This window comes from Streptomyces sp. NBC_00523 (assembly GCF_036346615.1).
In the GTDB taxonomy this organism is placed as follows: Bacteria; Actinomycetota; Actinomycetes; order Streptomycetales; family Streptomycetaceae; genus Streptomyces.
Genome location: NZ_CP107836.1, coordinates 4,532,534 through 4,550,554, shown reverse-complemented (window position 1 = coordinate 4,550,554; position 18,021 = coordinate 4,532,534). Strand labels below are relative to the sequence as shown.

Below are 18,021 nucleotides of genomic sequence, written 5' to 3'. Positions count from 1 at the left end.
CCTGTTACGGGTGCAGCGAGGGGGTGTCCAGGGTGCTGCCGCTCTGCGCGGGGACGGCGGGACCCGCGCCCCCGGCGCCGAACGGGAACTCGTTGATCTTGCGCCAGACCCGGTCCAGGCGGCCCTGCTCGTACAGCGCGAAGGAGCCGCAGATCCAGGACGCCTCGTAGTCGGCGAGCTCCTCGTACGCCCGGTCCATCGCCGCTTCGGGGATGTCGTGGGCGACGGTCACATGCGGGTGGTACGGGAACTGGAGCTCGCGCACCAGCGGCCCGGAGGCGTCCCGTACCCGCTTCTGGAGCCAGGAGCAGGCCGAGGCGCCCTCGACCACCTGGACGAAGACGACCGGCGAGAGCGGGCGGAAGGTGCCCGTGCCGGACAGCCGCATCGGGAAGGGGCGGCCGCCGGTCGCGATCGAGGCGAGGTGCGCCTCGATCGCGGGCAGGTCGGCCGCCAGGGCCTCGGTCGGCGGCAGGAGGGTGACGTGGGTGGGAATGCCGTGTGCGGCAGGGTCCCCGAAGCTCGCGCGGCGCTCCTGGAGCAGGCTGCCGTAGGGCTCCGGGACCGCGATCGAAACGCCGAGCGTTACGGTCCCCACGTCGTTCTCCTCAATCCTCGGTGGTCTGTTTTCAGCCACTGACGGCCGCAAGCATCACGCCGCAAGTGTGCCGCCTGCGGGCCCTCCGCCGCCAGGGTCCTTGGACTCAGTGCTTGGCGGGCAGAAGGCCCATCCGGTCGTAGGTGAGCGCCAGGGTCTCCGCCGCCACGGCCCGCGCCTTCTCGGCGCCCTCGGCCAGGATGGAGTCCAGCGTCTCGGTGTCGTCCAGATATTCCTGCGTCCGCGTACGGAACGGTGTGACGAAGTCGACCATGACCTCGGCCAGGTCCGTCTTCAGCGCGCCGTAGCCCTTGCCCTCGTACTTCTGCTCCAGCTCCGGCACCGAGGCGCCGGTGAGCGTCGAGTAGATGGTGAGCAGGTTGCTGACGCCGGGCTTCTCGGCGCGGTCGAAGCGGATCACCGTGTCGGTGTCGGTGACGGCGCTCTTCACCTTCTTGGCGGTGGCCTTCGGCTCGTCCAGGAGGTTGATCAGACCCTTAGGGTTCGCCGTCGACTTGCTCATCTTCGAGGACGGGTCCTGGAGGTCGTAGATCTTCGCCGTCTCCTTGAGGATGTACGGGTCCGGGACGGTGAAGGTGTCGCCGTAGGTGCTGTTGAACCGCTCGGCGAGATTACGGGTCAGCTCCAGGTGCTGGCGCTGGTCCTCGCCCACCGGGACCTGGTCGGCCTGGTAGAGCAGGATGTCGGCGACCATCAGCATCGGGTAGGTGAACAGGCCGACCGTGGTGCGGTCGGCGCCGTGCCGGGCGGACTTGTCCTTGAACTGCGTCATGCGGGACGCCTCGCCGAACCCGGCCAGGCAGTTCATGACCCAGCCCAGCTGGGCGTGCTCGGGCACATGGCTCTGGATGAACAGCGTGCAGCGCTCGGGGTCGAGCCCGGCGGCCAGCAGCTGGGCCACGGCGAACCGGGTGTTCGCCCGCAGCTGCGCCGGGTCCTGCGCGACGGTGATCGCGTGCAGGTCGACCACCATGTAGAAGGCGTCGTGGGACTCCTGCAGGGCCACCCACTGGCGGACCGCGCCGAGGTAGTTGCCGAGGTGGAACGAGCCTGAGGTGGGCTGAATTCCGGAGAGCACGCGGGGACGTTCAGAGGCCATGCGCTCATTGTCTCAGGTGTGCGGCCCTTCCCGGGCGCCCGGTGGAGGAATCGCCTGCGGGGCTCTCGCGGCGGAAGAATCAGCCGCGCCGTGAACCGAAGGTTTCCCCGCGGAAGAACCGACCGACGATACAAAGTGGGCCCAACCTCAGCCCACGCCGCACGACGATCGGAGATCCCGTGTCGACCACGGAAAACGCCATCGCCTCCGCCGAGGCGCACAGCGCGCACAACTACCACCCGTTGCCCGTCGTCGTCGCCACGGCGGACGGGGCCTGGATGACCGATGTCGAGGGCCGCCGCTACCTCGACATGCTCGCCGGATACTCGGCGCTCAATTTCGGCCACGGCAACCGCCGCCTGATCGACGCGGCGCGGGCGCAGCTGGAACGGGTGACGCTCACCTCCCGGGCCTTCCACCACGACCGGTTCGCCGACTTCTGTACGCGCCTCGCGGAGCTGTGCGGCATGGAGATGGTGCTCCCGATGAACACCGGGGCGGAGGCCGTCGAGACGGCGGTGAAGACCGCCCGCAAGTGGGGCTACCGGGTCAAGGGCGTCCCGGACGGCATGGCGAAGATCATCGTGGCCGCCGACAACTTCCACGGCCGCACGACCACGGTGATCAGCTTCTCCACGGACCCGGAGGCCCGCGCCGACTTCGGCCCGTACACCCCCGGTTTCGAGATCGTGCCGTACGGGGATCTCACCGCGATGCGCGCGGCCATGACGGAGAACACCGTGGCCGTGCTGATCGAGCCGATCCAGGGCGAGGCGGGCGTGCTGGTGCCGCCGCCCGGCTATCTCGCCGGGGTGCGGGAGCTGACCCGTGAGCGGGACGTGCTGTTCATCGCGGACGAGATCCAGTCCGGTCTGGGCCGGACCGGGAAGACCTTCGCCTGCGAGCACGAGGGCGTCGTCCCCGACATGTACCTCCTGGGCAAGGCGCTCGGCGGCGGTGTGGTGCCGGTGTCGGCCGTGGTGTCGTCGGCTGCGGTGCTCGGGGTGTACCGCCCCGGGGAGCACGGCTCGACGTTCGGCGGCAATCCGCTGGCCTGCGCGGTGGCGCTGGAGGTCATCGCGATGCTGAACACCGGCGAGTACCAGCAGCGCGCCGCCGAGCTGGGCGACCACCTCCACCACGAGCTGGGCCTCCTGACCGGCGGGGGCTCGGTGCAGGCCGTCCGGGGACGCGGGCTGTGGGCGGGCGTGGACATCGAACCGGAGCTGGGCACGGGCCGGGAGATCTCCGAGAAGCTGATGGAGCGCCGGGTCCTGGTGAAGGACACCCACGGCTCCACGATCCGGATCGCGCCGCCGCTGGTCATCGGCAAGGAGGACCTGGACTGGGGCCTTGAGCAGCTGCGGGAGGTCCTGCGGGGCTGAGGGGTCGCGGGGCCGAGGGGCTGCGGGGCAAGACACCCCCTAGGTCAGCACCCGCAGCAGCGCCTCCAGCGCCCCCGTCCACGCGCTGTCCGTCGGGGTGCCGTAGCCGATGACCAGCGCCTCGCGCTTCAGGTCGGCGTCCGGGTGGCGGTAGAAGGCCAGGCCCTCCAGGGCGAGACCCTGCCAGGCCGCCGCCCGGATCACCTCGGCCTCCTTGCCCTCCGGGAGTTCGAGGAGGGCGTGCAGCCCGGCGGCGATCCCGCTGACCCGGATCTCCGGGGCGCGCTCGGCCAGGGCCGCGACGAGCTGGTCGCGGCGGTTGCGGTAGCGCAGCCGCATGGACCGCACATGCCGGTCGTACGCCCCCGAGGCCATGAACTCCGCCAGCGTCAGCTGGTCCAGCGCGCCCGGCGCCCAGTCGCTCGCCCCCTTCGCCTCGGCGATCTCGGCGGCCAGGGCGCGCGGCACCACCATCCAGCCGAGCCGCAGCCCCGGTGCCAGGGACTTGCTGGCGGTGCCCAGGTAGACGACGCGTTCCGGGTCCAGGCCCTGGAGGGCGCCGACCGGCTGGCGGTCGTACCGGAACTCGCCGTCGTAGTCGTCCTCCAGGATCAGCCCGCCGGTGGACCGGGCCCAGTCGACGGCCGCCGCCCGCCGGTCCGGGTGGAGCGGGACGCCCGTGGGGAACTGGTGCGCCGGGGTCAGCAGGACCGCGCCCGCCTGGCGCAGGGTGTGCAGCTCGCCGGTCCGGGTGCCCAGCTCGTCGACCGGCAGACAGGGGATGCGCAGCCCGGCCTCGGTGAGCAGGCGGGTGTGGATGCCGAGGCAGTACGACTCCACGGCCACCTCGCGTACCCGGCGCCCGTGCAGCACCTTGCCGAGCAGCATCAGGCCGTGCACGAAGCCGGAGCAGACGATGATCCGGTCCGGGTCGGCGTACACCCCGCGCGCCCGGGCCAGGTACTCGGCGAGGACGGTGCGCAGCTCGATCCGGCCGCGCGGGTCGCCGTAGCCGAAGGCGTCGTTCGGCGCGGCGGACAGGGCGCGCCGGGCGGCCTTCAGCCACTCGGCGCGCGGGAAGGTGGCGAGGTCGGGGGTGCCCGATTTCAGGCTGTACGCGGGTGCGCTGCGCGGCGGTCTGGCGCGCGGGGCCTCGGGCGCCGCCGGGGGCCGGGGGTCGGCGCGGCGGGCCACCCTGGTGCCGGAGCCCTGCCGGGCGGTGAGCCAGCCCTCGGCGACGAGCTCCGCGTAGGCGTCGGCGACGGTGTTGCGGGCGATGCCCAGGTCGGCGGCGAGCGTGCGGGAGGACGGCAGGCGGGTGCCGGGGGTCAGCCGGCCGGTGCGGACGGCCTCGCGCAGGGCGTCCATCAGGCCGGCCCGCAGCCCGGTCGAGCCGGTCGGGTCGATATGGAGGTCGGCGCCGAAAGTGGCCCAGGCATCTGTCATGGAAATGGACCATACCGCTGCGCCACTCCCCCCGTAGCGTTGAGGTCATGACGACGAACGAGAACAGCAACAGCACCTCCGGCTACTGCCCCGAGCACACCCCGCGCCTGGCCTGGGCGCAGCACGCTCCCGACGTATACAAGGCGATGGCCCGCCTGGACGCCGCCGCCCGCAGGGGCATCGACCCGGTGATCGGCGAGCTGGTGAAGATCCGCGCCTCGCAGATCAACCACTGCGCGTTCTGCCTGGACATGCACACGAAGGACGCGCTCGCGGCGGGCGAGTCGCTGGAGCGGATCGTCCAGCTCAGCGCGTGGGAGGAGTCGCAGCACTTCTACACGCCGAAGGAGATCGCCGCGATCGAGCTGACCGAGGCGGTGACCGTGCTGACCGACGGCTTCGTGCCGGACGAGGTGTACGCGCGGGCCGCGAAGCACTTCGGCGAGGAGGAGCTGGCCCACCTCATCGGCGCGATCATCACGATCAACGCCTGGAACCGGTTCGCCGTGACCACCCGCATGGTGCCGGGCCACTACACGCCCGGCGACCACGGCTGAGCGGCCCGGTGACCGCGTCGGGCCTGCGGGCCCTGCACCACGGCCGCGCCCCCGGCGACCCGCTGGTCCTCCCGGGCCCGTGGGACGCCGCGAGCGCCCGCGCCTTCGCGGACGCCGGCTTCCCCGCGCTCGCCACGCCGAGCGCGGGGGTCGCCGCGTCGCTGGGTTACGAGGACGGCTCGACGCCCGCCGACGAGATGTTCGCGGCGGTGGCCCGGATCGCCCGGGCCGTCCCCGTACCGGTCTCCGCCGATGTCGAGGCGGGGTACGGGCTGCCGCCCGGCGAGCTGGTCGAGCGGCTGCTCTCGGCCGGGGCGGTCGGCTGCAATCTGGAGGACACGGTGGGCGGGGCCCTGCTGGACGCCGGACGGCAGGCGGACCGGCTGGCGGAGGTACGGGCGGCGGCCGGGGATTCGTTGTTCGTGAACGCCCGGATCGACACGTACGTCACGGGCGTCGCGGACGGGGTGGACCCGGCGGCGGAGACCCTGCGCCGGGCGGAGCTCTACGCGGCGGCGGGCGCGGACTGCGTCTACCCGATCCTGGCCCCGCCCGAGGCGTTCGGGCCGCTGGCCGCCGCCCTGCCCGGGCTGCCGCTGAACGCGCTGGCCCGGCCGGACGGGCCGGGGCCGCGCCGCCTCGGTGAGCTGGGGGCGACCCGGATCACCTTCGGGCCGGGGCTCCAGCGCCGGGCCATGGCCGCGGTGCGGGAGATCGCGGCCGGGCTCTGACCGCGTAACGAACACCACGCCCCCGGCAGCGTTGCGGCTGCCGGGGGCGTGGTGTGTGGTGGATCAGATCAGGCCGAGCTCGCGGACCGCGTCGCGCTCCTCGGTGAGCTCCTTCACCGAGGCGTCGATGCGCGCACGGGAGAACTCGTTGATGTCCAGGCCCTGGACGATCTCGTACTTGCCGTCCTTCGTGGTGACCGGGAAGGACGAGATGATGCCCTCGGGCACGCCGTAGGAGCCGTCCGACGGGATGCCCATCGAGGTCCAGTCGCCCTCGGCGGTGCCGTTGACCCAGGTGTACACGTGGTCGATGGCGGCGTTGGCGGCGGAGGCGGCGGAGGACGCGCCCCGGGCCTCGATGATCGCGGCGCCGCGCTTGGCGACGGTCGGGATGAAGGTGTCGGCCAGCCACGCCTCGTCGTTGACGAGCTCGGCGGCGTTCTTGCCGGCGATCTCGGCGTGGAAGATGTCCGGGTACTGGGTGGCCGAGTGGTTGCCCCAGATCGTCAGCTTCTTGATGTCGGAGACGGCGGCACCGGTCTTGGCGGCCAGCTGCGAGATCGCGCGGTTGTGGTCGAGGCGGGTCATCGCGGTGAAGCGCTCGGCCGGGACGTCCGGGGCGGCGGCCTGCGCGATGAGCGCGTTGGTGTTGGCCGGGTTGCCGACGACGAGGACCTTGATGTCGTCCGCGGCGTTGTCGTTGATCGCCTTGCCCTGCGGCTTGAAGATGCCGCCGTTGGCGGAGAGCAGATCGCCGCGCTCCATGCCCTTGGTGCGGGGGCGGGCGCCGACGAGCAGGGCGACGTTCGCACCGGCGAAGCCGACGTTCGCGTCGTCGGTGATCTCGATGTTGCGCAGCAGCGGGAAGGCGCAGTCGTCGAGCTCCATCGCGGTGCCCTCGGCGGCCTTCAGCCCCTGGGGGATCTCCAGGAGACGCAGGTTGACCGGCACGTCCGGGCCGAGCAGGTGGCCGGAGGCGATGCGGAAGAGCAGCGCGTAGCCGATCTGGCCGGCTGCGCCGGTCACGGTGACATTCACGGGAGTGCGGGTCATGGCGATCTCCGTTAGACAGCTGGCGGTCCGGGCTCCTGGCCCCTGGTGCGGGACATCTCCCTGAATCTTGATGTGAAGAGATATCCGTCGGCCAGGCTATCCGACCCGGAACCCCACGGCCGCCCGCCCCCCGTTGCCTGTCGATCACACGGTGGCGGAATGGTCACTTCCGTGCCACAGGGAACAGCCATCCCTTGAACGGGTGAGGGCCGTCAACAAGGCTGGACGCAGGACGGGGCAAGGCCGCTCAACCGCCGCTTCGGGAGCTTCGCGCTCCGGGGTTGCCCCGGACTCCGGTGTCCGTCCCTTCTCGGGGGAGGGGACGGCCACCGGTTCTTCCGCTCTTCGGAGCGCGGGTTCAGCGGACCGTGAAGTGGACCGCGTCCTCCAGGAACGGGATGTCGAGCCACGGTTCCGGCTGCGCGACCAGCGCGAGCAGCACGATGAGGACGCCGAGCAGGCCGTACGTCACCAGATCGGTGAAGCGGGACCGCACCGCGAGCATGCCCACCGACCGGACGGTCACGCGCAGGACCGCGCCCAGGACGAGGGCGATGCCGATCAGTATCGTGCCGACGCGGAAGGCCTGCTCGAACGGATCGGCCGCCACGATCAGCAGTCCGGCGCCGGCCGTGCAGAGCACCGCGAGCAGCGGCCACTGCCGGGCCGGGGCCGGCGCGTCCCCGCCCGCGGCCCGCCCGCCGCCCTCGGGCCGCGCGGTGTCGCGGGTCAGCGAGAACCGCCGGGCCCGCCGCGTCTCGGCGGGGGCGTCGGGGGCCGCCGCCGCACCGGCCTCCGTGGAGCCGGTGTCCGGACTCGTACCAGCAGCCACGGGGTCAGCCGGCGGAGACGGCAGCCGCGTCGCGCTCGGCGGCCTCGACCACGTTGACGAGGAGCTGGGCGCGGGTCATCGGGCCGACACCGCCCGGGTTCGGCGAGATCCAGGCGGCGACCTCGGCCACGCCGGGGTGGACGTCGCCGACGATCTTGCCGTTCTCGTCGCGGCTGACGCCGACGTCCAGGACGGCCGCGCCCGGCTTCACGTGCTCGGGCTTGATGATGTGCGGCACGCCCGCGGCGGCGACGATGATGTCGGCCTGCTTCAGGTGGGCGCCCAGGTCCCGGGTGCCGGTGTGGCACTGGGTCACCGTGGCGTTCTCCGACTTGCGGGTGAGCAGCAGCGGGATGGACCGGCCGATGGTGACACCGCGTCCGACGACCACGACGTGGGCGCCGTTGATCTCGACGCCGTGGTGGCGCAGCAGCTGGACGACGCCCTGCGGGGTGCACGGCAGCGGTCCGGTCTCGTTGAGTACCAGACGGCCGAGGTTCATCGGGTGCAGGCCGTCCGCGTCCTTGGCCGGATCCATCAGTTCCAGGACGCGGTTGGTGTCGATGCCCTTGGGGAGGGGAAGCTGCACGATGTAACCCGTGCAGGCGGGGTCGGCGTTGAGCTCGCGGACGACGGCCTCGATCTCCTCCTGCGTGGCGGTGTCGGGGAGTTCGCGCTGAATGGACCCGATGCCGACCTGGGCGCAGTCCTTGTGCTTGCCGTTCACGTACCACCTGCTGCCCGGGTCGTCCCCGACCAGCAGGGTTCCCAGGCCGGGCGTGACGCCCCGGGCCTTGAGGGCCGCCACGCGGGCGGTCAGATCGGACTTGATCGCGGCTGCGGTGGCCTTGCCATCGAGAATCTGGGCAGTCATGGTCCCCATACTCCCGGATGACCCCGCCCTCGGACCAATCAGGTACCAGGCGTGGACGCAAGGTTGCACTTGGACAACTTCTTGCGCCGCGGCTGGACAAACGTACTAACGGCTTATAACGATGAGGGCCGCTGTGCCGCAGCAGTAACCGGGGGGCTGGACCGCTGACGTTTTCTTTTCCTCCGTGCGGCCGCACCGTCCCCGTACGTCTGTTGGAGGAACGCCCATGAGCTTCGGCGACCCGAACCCGAACAACCCCTACGGGCAGCAGCCCGGTCAGCCGCAGCAGCCGGGCTACGGCTACCCGCAGGCCCCGCAGGGTGTACCGCAGCAGGGCTACGGCTACCCGACGGCCCCGCCGGTGCCCGGCGGCGACTACGGCCAGCAGCCCGGTTACGGCGCGCGCCCGCCGCTGTCCGGCTGGTGGCGCCGCGTCGGCGCGATCGTGATCGACGGCATCGTCATCGGCCTCCCCTACGGCATCCTCTTGGGCATCGGCGGCGGCGTGGGCGGTGGCGCGGGCTCCGCGATCGTGTTCCTCGGCATCATCGTGGGCATCGGCGGCGGCCTGTTCAAGCTCTACAAGGAGGGCACGACGGGCCAGTTCATCGGCAAGAAGGCCCTCGGCATCAGCCTGCTGCGCGAGGCCGACGGCCGGCCGCTCGGCTTCGGCATGGCCTTCGTCCGCTACATCGCCCACTTCCTGGACAGCCTCGCCTGCTACATCGGCTGGCTGTGGCCGCTGTGGGACGACAAGAACCAGACGTTCGCGGACAAGATCTGCTCCAGCGTCGTCGTCCGCGTCGGCTGACCGGCCGTCCGACAGGCCCGAGGGCCGTAACCGCACGCGCATCGCGTGGGGTTACGGCCCTCGGTCGTACGGGGACGAACCGGCTCAGTGGAAGAAGTGCCGGGTGCCCGTGAGGTACATCGTGACGCCGGCCTTCTTCGCGGCCTCGACCACCAGCTCGTCGCGGACCGAACCGCCCGGCTGGACCACGGCCTTGACGCCCGCGGCGGTCAGGATCTCCAGCCCGTCCGGGAAGGGGAAGAAGGCGTCGGACGCCGCGTAGGAACCGGCGGCCCGCTCCTCGCCCGCGCGCTCGACGGCCAGCTTCGCGGAGTCGACCCGGTTGACCTGACCCATGCCGACGCCGACCGAGGCGCCACCCTTGGCGAGCAGGATGGCGTTGGACTTGACCGCCCGGCACGCCTTCCACGCGAAGGCGAGCTCCTTCAGCTCGTCGGCGGAGAGCGCGTCGCCCGTGGCGAGCGTCCAGTTGGCCGGGTCGTCGCCTTCGGCCTGGAGGCGGTCGGTGACCTGGAGCAGCGCGCCGCCGTCGATCGGCTTGACCTCGACCTCGGCGGACGGGGCCTCGGGGCAGCGCAGCACGCGGATGTTCTTCTTGCGCGCCAGGATCTCGACCGCGCCGTCCTCGTACGCCGGGGCGACGATGACCTCGGTGAAGATCTCCGCGACCTGCTCGGCCAGGGCGACGGTCACCGGGCGGTTGACGGCGATCACGCCGCCGAACGCGGAGAGCGGGTCGCAGGCGTGCGCGTTGCGGTGCGCCTCGGCGATGTCGTCGGCGATGGCGATGCCGCACGGGTTGGCGTGCTTGATGATCGCGACGCACGGCTCGGCGTGGTCGTACGCGGCGCGCCGGGCGGCGTCGGTGTCCGTGTAGTTGTTGTAGGACATCTCCTTGCCGTGCAGCTGCTCCGCCTCGGCGAGACCGCCGGTGCCGGAGGTGTAGAGCGCGGCGGGCTGGTGCGGGTTCTCGCCGTAGCGCAGGACGTTCTCGCGCTCGTACGTCGCACCGAGGAAGTCCGGGAAGCCGGAGTCGTCGGCGGCGGCGTAGTCGTCGGCGAACCAGCCGGCGACGGCCACGTCGTAGGCGGCGGTGTGCTGGAACGCCTCGGCGGCGAGCCGCTTGCGGGCGGTCAGGTCGAAGCCGCCCGCCTTGACCGCGGCGAGCACGTCGGCGTAACGCTCCGGGCTGGTGACGACGGCCACGGAGGGGTGGTTCTTGGCGGCGGCGCGGACCATCGACGGGCCGCCGATGTCGATCTGCTCGACGCACTCGTCGGCGGTGGCGCCGGAGGCGACGGTCTCCTTGAACGGGTACAGGTTGACGACGACCAGGTCGAACGGCTCGACGCCCAGCTCGGCCAGTTGCGCGCGGTGCGCGTCGAGGCGCAGGTCGGCGAGGATGCCGGCGTGGACGCGGGGGTGCAGCGTCTTGACGCGGCCGTCGAGGCACTCGGGGAAGCCGGTCAGCTCCTCGACCTTGGTGACCGGGACACCGGCGGCGGCGATCTTTCCGGCGGTGGACCCGGTGGAGACCAGTTCGACACCCGCCTCGTGCAGACCGCGGGCGAGGTCTTCGAGGCCCGTCTTGTCGTAGACGCTGACCAGGGCGCGGCGGATGGGCTTATTCTCCGACATGACCGAGATGAACCTTTCGTCCCTCAATGCGATAGCCGTCGCGGGCGAGCCGCCCCACGGCCTCGACGAGCAGCTTGCGCTCGACTTCCTTGATGCGTTCGTGGAGGGCCGCTTCGCCCTCCGGGGTGTCCTCTTCGGTCACCTCGACCACGCCCTGCGCGATGATCGGACCGGTGTCGACGCCGTCGTCGACGAAGTGGACGGTGCACCCGGTGACCTTCACGCCGTACGCGAGCGCGTCACGCACACCGTGGGCACCGGGAAAGCTGGGGAGCAGGGCGGGGTGGGTGTTGATGAACCGGCCGCCGAACCGGGCCAGGAACTCCTTGCCCACGATCTTCATGAACCCGGCGGACACCACGAGGTCCGGCCGGTGCGCGGCGGTGGCCTCGGCGAGCGCGGCGTCCCACTCCTCGCGGGTGGCGTGGTCCTTGACGCGGCACGTGAAGGTGGGGAGCCCGGCGCGCTCGGCCCGCTCCAGGCCGGCGATACCGTCGCGGTCGGCGCCGACCGCGACGATCCGGGCGCCGAAGCCCTCGGGATCGTCACCGATGACGTCGAGCAGGGCCTGAAGGTTCGTACCGGAACCGGAGACCAGAACGACCACACGGGCCGGGGCGGCGGAGGGAAGCGGGGAGGCCACGGCTGGGCCCTTTCTCGCGTGCGAGCGGTTCGAAGCGGCCGGCCCGCCACCACGGCACCGGGGCGGCGGCCTGCGATTTGTACGGTCGTACGAAAGAAGCGCGCTCCCCCATACGGGGAACTCTACGAACGGGCCGACCGTCAGCAACGATACCGGCACCTCGCCGCACCCCTGCCTGACGGGGGTGACGGACCCCCGCGCTCCCCGCTTTCGGCCCCTCCTCGCCGGAAGGTAGCGTCAGGGGCAGCGAACCGTCCGCCGGGCGGAAACGACGAGATGGGGAAGACGTTCACCACATGCCGGACCGACGCCGCACCGCCTTCCGCCAGCCGCTGCCCGAGCGGGCCGCCGTGCTGATGCGCGAGCGCTCCTCCTCGTCCTCTCCCTCCGGCTCCTCCGGTTCCTCCGGGAGCCCGAACGACGACAACCCCTTCGCCCCGCCGCCCGAGGGCCGGCCCGACCAGCCCTGGCAGCCGCGCCACCCGTCCGGCTCCCCCGACGGGTCGTCGAACGGCTCGGCGAACGGCGACGACCGGCCCGAGGGCGGACCGTCCGACGACCGGCCCGCGTGGGGCAGCCAGTGGAGCAGCCGGCAGCCCGGCCGCCAGAACGGCTCCTTCGGCGGGCGGCCCTCCGGCCCCGGCGGTACGGAACGGCCCCCGGCCGGTCCGCGCTGGGACCCGACCGACCCCATCCAGCGCCGCGCCCGCTACGCGCTGCTCTCCGGCATGTGGGCCTTCTTCTTCGCGATCTTCGACTTCTCGGAGATCGCCCTGCTGCTCGGCGCCCTCGCCACGTACTGGGCGGTCAGCGCGCTGCGTGCCAAGCCGAAGCCGCCGGTGCCCGGTGCCGCCGCCGCGCCCGCCGGGGCGGAGAGCCCCCAGGCGGAGGGGACCGCTCCCGCGCCGGACACGCTCGCCGCGCAGCGCGGGGGCCGGCAGCAGACCACGGCCGCGGTGAGCGGTCTGGTGACGGGCGTGGTCGCGCTGGCGATCGTCGCGACGACGTTCACGGTGCAGATGGTCTACCGCGACTACTACACCTGTGTGAACGACGCCCTGACCAAGTCGGGCCAGCTGACCTGCAACGACCTGCTCCCGAAGCCGCTGGAGCCCTTCTTCGGCGTCAAGCGCTAGCGGTCGGGGGGCCGGGGGGCGCGTCGGCCTCCCGCTCGGTCTCCCTTGCGTGCCAGGGGTCGGTGGGCAGGAAGTCGTACGCGTCGAGGTCGTCCTCGTCGTCGCCTTCGTCCTGGCCCTGGCCCTGGTCTTCGTCCTCGCCCTTCGCGTTCTTGGCGTCCTTCGCGTCCTTCGCGTCCTTCGCGTCCTTCGCGGGTACGGGCGGCTGGGGGACGGCGGGCGCGGGGGCCCTGGGGGTCTCGGGGGCCTTGGCCGTGCTCACCGGGTGCGCCGGATCGGCGTCCTCCTTCTTGCGTCCGCGCAGCCGCCAGGCCCGTAGCAGCAGGGCCGCCGGGACGCCGATGAGCGTCGTCCACGCCAGGGCCGCCGCCCCGGTGAGCCACCACACCGGTCCGAAGTCCGCGAGGGCGTGGGTGCCGAGCGGTCCCCCGGCGGCCGCCGCCAGCAGCGCGGCGCCGAGCCCGCAGCCCGCAGCCCCCAGTGCGGTGGTGAGCGCGGTCTCCCCCAGGCCCCACGCCTCTTCCCGTACGCCCTCGGCCGGCACCGCTCTCCGTACGGTGAACCAGGCCACGGTCAGCGCCGCCGCCACCGGGACCGCCGCGGCCGCCCAGTTCAGCGGGGCGCCCGGGCCGGGCGCGGGCATCGCGGCCAGCAGCGGGAAGTCGGGGACGGCCGGGGGCCCGGTGAAGGCCAGCGGGGTGACCGTCGACGCCGTGCCGAGGGCGAACCCGGGGCCGAGCCCGTACGCCGCGCCCCACACCGCCGCGTTCGGCACGAGCCCCAGCGCCAGCAGGAGCACGGCGACGCGGCCGCCCCAGTCGCCGGAGAGCCGGAGGAACGATTCCTGGACCGGAGCGCCGTGCCACACCAGGGCCGACGCGACGACCAGCGCGCCGCCGCCCAGCAGCACCGCGGTCCCGGCCAGCGCCGACCGGCCCACCGCGTCGGCCCGCCGCAGGAACCAGCTGCGCGCCATCGCCTCGTGCAGCCGCACCGGCGCCCAGGAGGGCGGCGGGCCGAGCGGGCGCCCGCAGGCCGTCCACACCCCGGCCGCCGCCGCGCCCGCCACCACGAGGGCGCCGGGAAAGAGCAGGGAGAGCGGCCGCGCGGACAGCGACGCGCCGCGCGCGTAGAGGGCGACCGCCCCGCCGACCAGCAGATATCCGCCCGTCACCAGGGCGAACGCACCCCCCGGCGACGGGGCGCCGTGCCCCTCCTCGGGCTCCAGCACGTCCCTGGCCGCCCGGTGCACCAGCCACACCGGCAGCACGGAGAGCAGCAGCGGGACGACGCCCATCGGTGCCGGGGCCCCGGTCAGCGTCTCGGTCCTGACGAGTTCGGCGCCGTGCGCGAGGAGCCAGAGCCCGGCCGCCGCGTGGAACGCCTCGCCCGGACCGCTGTCCGGGGCCGGTGAGCTGATCCAGAGCGCGGCGACGAGGACGGCGAGGGAGCCCAGTCCGAGCCCGGCCGCGACGGCCCCGCGCAACACCGCGGAGACCAGTACGACGGGCCGTACCCGCTCGTCCTGCGACAACAAGGGGCTGCGTTCGGTCACTTGGGTCACGCGGTCATGCTGCCAACGACACGCGCTTATTTCGTGTAACGGGCGAACAGCCGGGGTGTCGATCAATATACGTTTATGTACTTTTTCACCCGGTGCAGGCCGTGTGGGCGGCCCTCATGACGCAGAGCACGTCCGAGAAGGCCGCCGCCCCTCCGCTGCCCTCGCCGAAGGAGCGGCGCAGGCTGCGGGAGGCGCTGTCGCTGACGGAGGACCAGGTCGCGTCGGCCGTCGGCGTGACCCGGGCGACGGTGCGGGCCTGGGAGACGGGCCGCAGCAGCCCGCGCGGCCGCAAGCGCGAGGCGTACGCACGGCTGATCGGGGCGGTCGAGGCCGCCCTGGCACCGCCTGCGCCTCCGGCACCCCCTCCGCCGGTTCCTGCCGAAGCCCCCGGGAGCGTAGCCATGGCCGCCACCGAACCGGACGAGGCCGTTGAGCCGGAAGCCGTCGAGCCTGAAGCCGTTGCGCCGGACGAGGTCGTTGAGGCCGAGGCTGCTGTTGTGCCCGAGGCAGCCGAGGCGCCTCCTGGCGATCCGGACCCCGGCCACGCGCCCGACGCGCCCGCTGCCGCGTTCGACGCGTTGTACCAGTACGCCGCCTCGGCCCTCTTCCAGCAGACCTATCTGCTGACCGGGCAGCGCGCCCTGTCCCGCGCGGCCGTGACCAAGGCGTTCGAACTGGCCTGGGAGCGGTGGCCGGAGGTCGCGGTGGACCGGGACCCGGTCGGCTGGGTGCGGGCCGCCGCGTACGAGTACGCGATGTCCCCGTGGCGCCGTCTCAACCGGGAGCACCGCCGCCTCGACCCGCCGCCCGAGGCCCCGGCCTCGCGAGCGCTGCTGGACGCGCTCCTGGCCCTGCCCCCCTCGTACCGCCGCACGCTGGTGCTGCACGACGGGGTGGGGCTCGGGCTGCCGGAGACGGCGGCGGAGACCGAGGCGAGCACCCGGGCGGCGGCCGGGCGACTGGTGACGGCACGGGCGGCGGTCGCCGAGCGGCTGCCCGAGATCGCGGAGCCGGAGGCACCGGCCGGGCAGTCCGCGCTGATCCACGAGCAGCTGGGCACCCTCGCCCGCAGCCGGCCCGTCGCCCCGCTGCCGGTGCCGGAGCTGATCCGTACCGGCAGCGAACGCAAGGCGCAGCTGTGGGCCCGGACGGCCATCGCGTTCACCGTGCTGATCGTGGGGCTCACGCTGATCACCCTGGCGACGGCTCCCCGGAAGTACGAGACGCCTCCGGCGCCCGCCCAGAAGGTCGGCGGGGTGCCGCCGGTCGGGGGCCCGCAGAAGCTGACCCCGCAGGACGTCAAGCTGCGGAAGAAGCTCGGCGACGAGGTCTTCCACGGCCCGGCCCGGCTGGTGCCGGAGACCGGCTGAACCGGTCCGGCGCGCACGACGACGCGGGCCCGTCCCCCGGGTGAGGGGGACGGGCCCGCGTCGTGCGTACGGTGACACCCTGCCGCGCGAGCGCGGCTGCGGGGTCAGGCGCCGAGGATCTCGCGCGCCAGCTTGGCGGTCTCGGTCGGCGTCTTGCCGACCTTCACGCCGGCGGCCTCGAGGGCCTCCTTCTTCGCCTGGGCGGTGCCGGAGGAGCCGGAGACGATGGCGCCCGCGTGGCCCATGGTCTTGCCCTCGGGGGCGGTGAAGCCCGCGACGTAACCGACGACCGGCTTGGTGACGTTCTTCGCGATGAAGTCCGCCGCACGCTCCTCGGCGTCGCCGCCGATCTCGCCGATCATGACGATCAGGTCGGTCTCGGGGTCCGCCTCGAACGCCGCGAGGGCGTCGATGTGCGTCGTGCCGATGACCGGGTCGCCACCGATGCCGACGGCGGACGAGAAGCCGATGTCGCGGAGCTCGTACATCATCTGGTAGGTCAGCGTGCCGGACTTGGACACGAGACCGATGCGGCCGGGCTTGGTGATGTCGCCCGGGATGATGCCGGCGTTGGACTGGCCGGGGGTGATCAGGCCGGGGCAGTTCGGACCGATGATCCGGGTCTTGTTGCCCTTCGAGCCGGCGTACGCCCAGAAGGCGGCCGAGTCGTGGACGGCGATGCCCTCGGTGATCACGACGGCGAGCGGGATCTCGGCGTCGATCGCCTCGATGACGGCGGCCTTCGAGAAGGCCGGCGGCACGAAGAGGACGGACACGTTCGCGCCGGTCTTCTCCATCGCCTCGGCGACGGAGCCGAAGACGGGCACCTCGGTGCCGTCGAAGTCGACGGTCGTGCCGGCCTTGCGCGGGTTCACGCCGCCGACGATGTTGGTGCCGTCGGCGAGCATGAGCTTGGTGTGCTTCATGCCCGTGGCGCCGGTCATCCCCTGGACGATGACCTTGCTGTCCTTGGTGAGGAAGATAGCCATGGTGGTCTGAGTCCCTCTTCCTTACTTCGCAGCCGCGGCGAGCTCGGCGGCCTTGTCGGCCGCGCCGTCCATGGTGTCCACGCGCTGGACCAGCGGGTGGTTGGCGTCGGAGAGGATCTTGCGACCCAGCTCCGCGTTGTTGCCGTCGAGACGCACGACGAGGGGCTTGGTGACGGCCTCGCCCTTCGACTTGAGCAGCTCCAGGGCCTGGACGATGCCGTTGGCGACCTCGTCGCAGGCGGTGATGCCACCGAAGACGTTGACGAAGACGGACTTGACGTCCGGGTCGCCGAGGATGATCTCCAGGCCGTTCGCCATGACCTCGGCGGAGGCGCCGCCACCGATGTCGAGGAAGTTGGCGGGCTTCACGTTGCCGTGGTTCTCACCGGCGTACGCGACGACGTCCAGGGTCGACATGACCAGACCGGCGCCGTTGCCGATGATGCCGACCTCGCCGTCGAGCTTGACGTAGTTGAGGTTCTTGGCCTTGGCGGCGGCCTCGAGCGGGTTGGCCGCGGCCTTGTCCTCGAGAGCCTCGTGCTCCGGCTGGCGGAAGTCGGCGTTCTCGTCCAGCGAGACCTTGCCGTCCAGGGCCAGGATGCGGCCGTCCTTGGTCTTCACCAGCGGGTTGACCTCGACGAGGAGCGCGTCCTCGGCGACGAAGGTCTCCCACAGGGTGACCAGGGCCTCGGCGACGCCCTCGGCCACGTCGGCCGGGAACTTCGCCTGGGCCACGATCTCGCGGGCCTTGGCGATGTCGACGCCGTCGACGGCGTTGACCGGGACCTTCGCGAGGGCCTCGGGGGTCTTCTCCGCGACCTCCTCGATGTCCATGCCACCCTGCACCGAGGCCATGGCCAGGAAGGTGCGGTTGGTGCGGTCGAGCAGGTACGAGACGTAGTACTCCGCCTCGATCTCCGGCGACAGCTCGGCGATCATCACCTTGTGGACCGTGTGGCCCTTGATGTCCATGCCGAGGATGTCGGTCGCGCGGGCGACCGCCTCGTCGGCGTTCGCCGCCAGCTTGACGCCGCCGGCCTTGCCGCGGCCGCCGACCTTCACCTGCGCCTTGACGACGGACTTGCCGCCCAGCCGCTCGGTCGCCTCGCGGGCTGCCTCAGGCGTGTCGATGACTTCACCGGCCAGCACCGGTACACCGTGCTTGGCGAAGAGGTCCCTCGCCTGGTACTCGAACAGGTCCACGCGCGTCCGTCCCTTATCAATGGTCTCGCGGTTGGTTTTCTGCGTGGGCGTGCCGCGAGGGGCAACGTGAC

The 18,021-nt window shown here is 72.3% G+C and carries 17 protein-coding genes; 6 read left to right on the top strand and 11 right to left on the bottom strand.

Going from position 1 to position 18,021, the window contains the following annotated elements; genetic code table 11:
• Positions 1–4: 4 nt before the first annotated feature.
• Positions 5–598 (bottom strand): 2'-5' RNA ligase family protein, encoded by a 594-nt coding sequence (locus OHS17_RS20830; protein ID WP_018101110.1) that lies wholly within the window; start codon positions 596–598, stop codon positions 5–7.
• Between the two features lie 106 nt (positions 599–704).
• On the bottom strand, positions 705–1,718 hold the full coding sequence (gene trpS / locus OHS17_RS20825; protein ID WP_330313386.1) for a tryptophan--tRNA ligase: 1,014 nt from the start codon (positions 1,716–1,718) through the stop codon (positions 705–707).
• Positions 1,719–1,897: 179 nt separating this feature from the next.
• On the opposite strand from trpS, the gene rocD reads away from it, so the two are divergent.
• Positions 1,898–3,103: an ornithine--oxo-acid transaminase gene (gene rocD, locus OHS17_RS20820; RefSeq protein ID WP_330313385.1), complete on the top strand. Its 1,206-nt coding sequence runs from the start codon at positions 1,898–1,900 to the stop codon at positions 3,101–3,103.
• A 39-nt stretch (positions 3,104–3,142) separates the two neighbouring features.
• Here the strand turns inward: rocD and pdxR are convergent, their stop codons facing one another.
• Positions 3,143–4,549, bottom strand: coding sequence for a MocR-like pyridoxine biosynthesis transcription factor PdxR (pdxR, locus tag OHS17_RS20815; RefSeq protein WP_330313384.1), 1,407 nt, complete (start codon positions 4,547–4,549; stop codon positions 3,143–3,145).
• A gap of 47 nt (positions 4,550–4,596) precedes the next feature.
• Between pdxR and OHS17_RS20810 the strand changes: the two genes are divergently transcribed.
• Both OHS17_RS20810 and OHS17_RS20805 read left to right on the top strand, forming a co-directional pair.
• Positions 4,597–5,106: a carboxymuconolactone decarboxylase family protein gene (locus tag OHS17_RS20810; RefSeq protein ID WP_330313383.1), complete on the top strand. Its 510-nt coding sequence runs from the start codon at positions 4,597–4,599 to the stop codon at positions 5,104–5,106.
• An 8-nt stretch (positions 5,107–5,114) separates the two neighbouring features.
• Positions 5,115–5,837 carry an isocitrate lyase/PEP mutase family protein gene (locus OHS17_RS20805; RefSeq protein ID WP_330313382.1) on the top strand — a complete coding sequence of 241 codons (723 nt, stop codon included), beginning with the start codon at positions 5,115–5,117 and terminating at the stop codon, positions 5,835–5,837.
• 63 nt (positions 5,838–5,900) lie between these two features.
• Here OHS17_RS20805 and OHS17_RS20800 read toward each other — a convergent pair whose 3' ends face one another.
• From OHS17_RS20800 to OHS17_RS20790, 3 genes are all read right to left on the bottom strand, one after another.
• Positions 5,901–6,890 (bottom strand): malate dehydrogenase, encoded by a 990-nt coding sequence (locus OHS17_RS20800; RefSeq protein WP_330313381.1) that lies wholly within the window; start codon positions 6,888–6,890, stop codon positions 5,901–5,903.
• A gap of 358 nt (positions 6,891–7,248) precedes the next feature.
• Positions 7,249–7,746: a DUF3017 domain-containing protein gene (locus tag OHS17_RS20795; protein WP_330315312.1), complete on the bottom strand. Its 498-nt coding sequence runs from the start codon at positions 7,744–7,746 to the stop codon at positions 7,249–7,251.
• A complete protein-coding gene (locus OHS17_RS20790; RefSeq protein WP_018101118.1) occupies positions 7,727–8,596 on the bottom strand; it encodes a bifunctional methylenetetrahydrofolate dehydrogenase/methenyltetrahydrofolate cyclohydrolase in 870 nt (289 codons plus the stop codon). Before OHS17_RS20790 ends, OHS17_RS20795 begins: the two co-directional genes overlap by 20 nt.
• Before the next feature lie 226 nt (positions 8,597–8,822).
• Between OHS17_RS20790 and OHS17_RS20785 the strand changes: the two genes are divergently transcribed.
• Positions 8,823–9,407 carry an RDD family protein gene (locus OHS17_RS20785; protein WP_330313380.1) on the top strand — a complete coding sequence of 195 codons (585 nt, stop codon included), beginning with the start codon at positions 8,823–8,825 and terminating at the stop codon, positions 9,405–9,407.
• Positions 9,408–9,491: 84 nt separating this feature from the next.
• On the opposite strand, the gene purH is transcribed toward OHS17_RS20785, so the two are convergent.
• Both purH and purN read right to left on the bottom strand, forming a co-directional pair.
• On the bottom strand, positions 9,492–11,045 hold the full coding sequence (gene purH, locus OHS17_RS20780) for a bifunctional phosphoribosylaminoimidazolecarboxamide formyltransferase/IMP cyclohydrolase (protein WP_330313379.1): 1,554 nt from the start codon (positions 11,043–11,045) through the stop codon (positions 9,492–9,494).
• The gene (gene purN / locus OHS17_RS20775) at positions 11,032–11,688 is read right to left on the bottom strand and encodes a phosphoribosylglycinamide formyltransferase (RefSeq protein WP_161211252.1); all 657 of its coding nucleotides are present in this window, start codon (positions 11,686–11,688) and stop codon (positions 11,032–11,034) included. Before purN ends, purH begins: the two co-directional genes overlap by 14 nt.
• Before the next feature lie 296 nt (positions 11,689–11,984).
• Here purN and OHS17_RS20770 point away from each other — a divergent pair, with 296 nt between their 5' ends.
• A complete protein-coding gene (locus OHS17_RS20770) occupies positions 11,985–12,824 on the top strand; it encodes a hypothetical protein (protein ID WP_330313378.1) in 840 nt (279 codons plus the stop codon).
• On the opposite strand, the gene OHS17_RS20765 is transcribed toward OHS17_RS20770, so the two are convergent.
• Positions 12,814–14,379 carry a cell division protein PerM gene (locus OHS17_RS20765; RefSeq protein WP_330315311.1) on the bottom strand — a complete coding sequence of 522 codons (1,566 nt, stop codon included), beginning with the start codon at positions 14,377–14,379 and terminating at the stop codon, positions 12,814–12,816. The two genes, OHS17_RS20770 and OHS17_RS20765, sit on opposite strands and share 11 nt — an antisense overlap.
• Positions 14,380–14,504: 125 nt before the next feature.
• Here OHS17_RS20765 and OHS17_RS20760 point away from each other — a divergent pair, with 125 nt between their 5' ends.
• On the top strand, positions 14,505–15,758 hold the full coding sequence (locus OHS17_RS20760; protein ID WP_330313377.1) for a helix-turn-helix domain-containing protein: 1,254 nt from the start codon (positions 14,505–14,507) through the stop codon (positions 15,756–15,758).
• Between the two features lie 104 nt (positions 15,759–15,862).
• On the opposite strand, the gene sucD is transcribed toward OHS17_RS20760, so the two are convergent.
• Both sucD and sucC read right to left on the bottom strand, forming a co-directional pair.
• Positions 15,863–16,747, bottom strand: a complete 885-nt coding sequence (sucD, locus tag OHS17_RS20755) for a succinate--CoA ligase subunit alpha (RefSeq protein WP_018101125.1) — start codon at positions 16,745–16,747, stop codon at positions 15,863–15,865.
• 21 nt (positions 16,748–16,768) lie between these two features.
• Positions 16,769–17,950 carry an ADP-forming succinate--CoA ligase subunit beta gene (sucC, locus tag OHS17_RS20750; RefSeq protein WP_073862690.1) on the bottom strand — a complete coding sequence of 394 codons (1,182 nt, stop codon included), beginning with the start codon at positions 17,948–17,950 and terminating at the stop codon, positions 16,769–16,771.
• Positions 17,951–18,021: the final 71 nt, after the last annotated feature.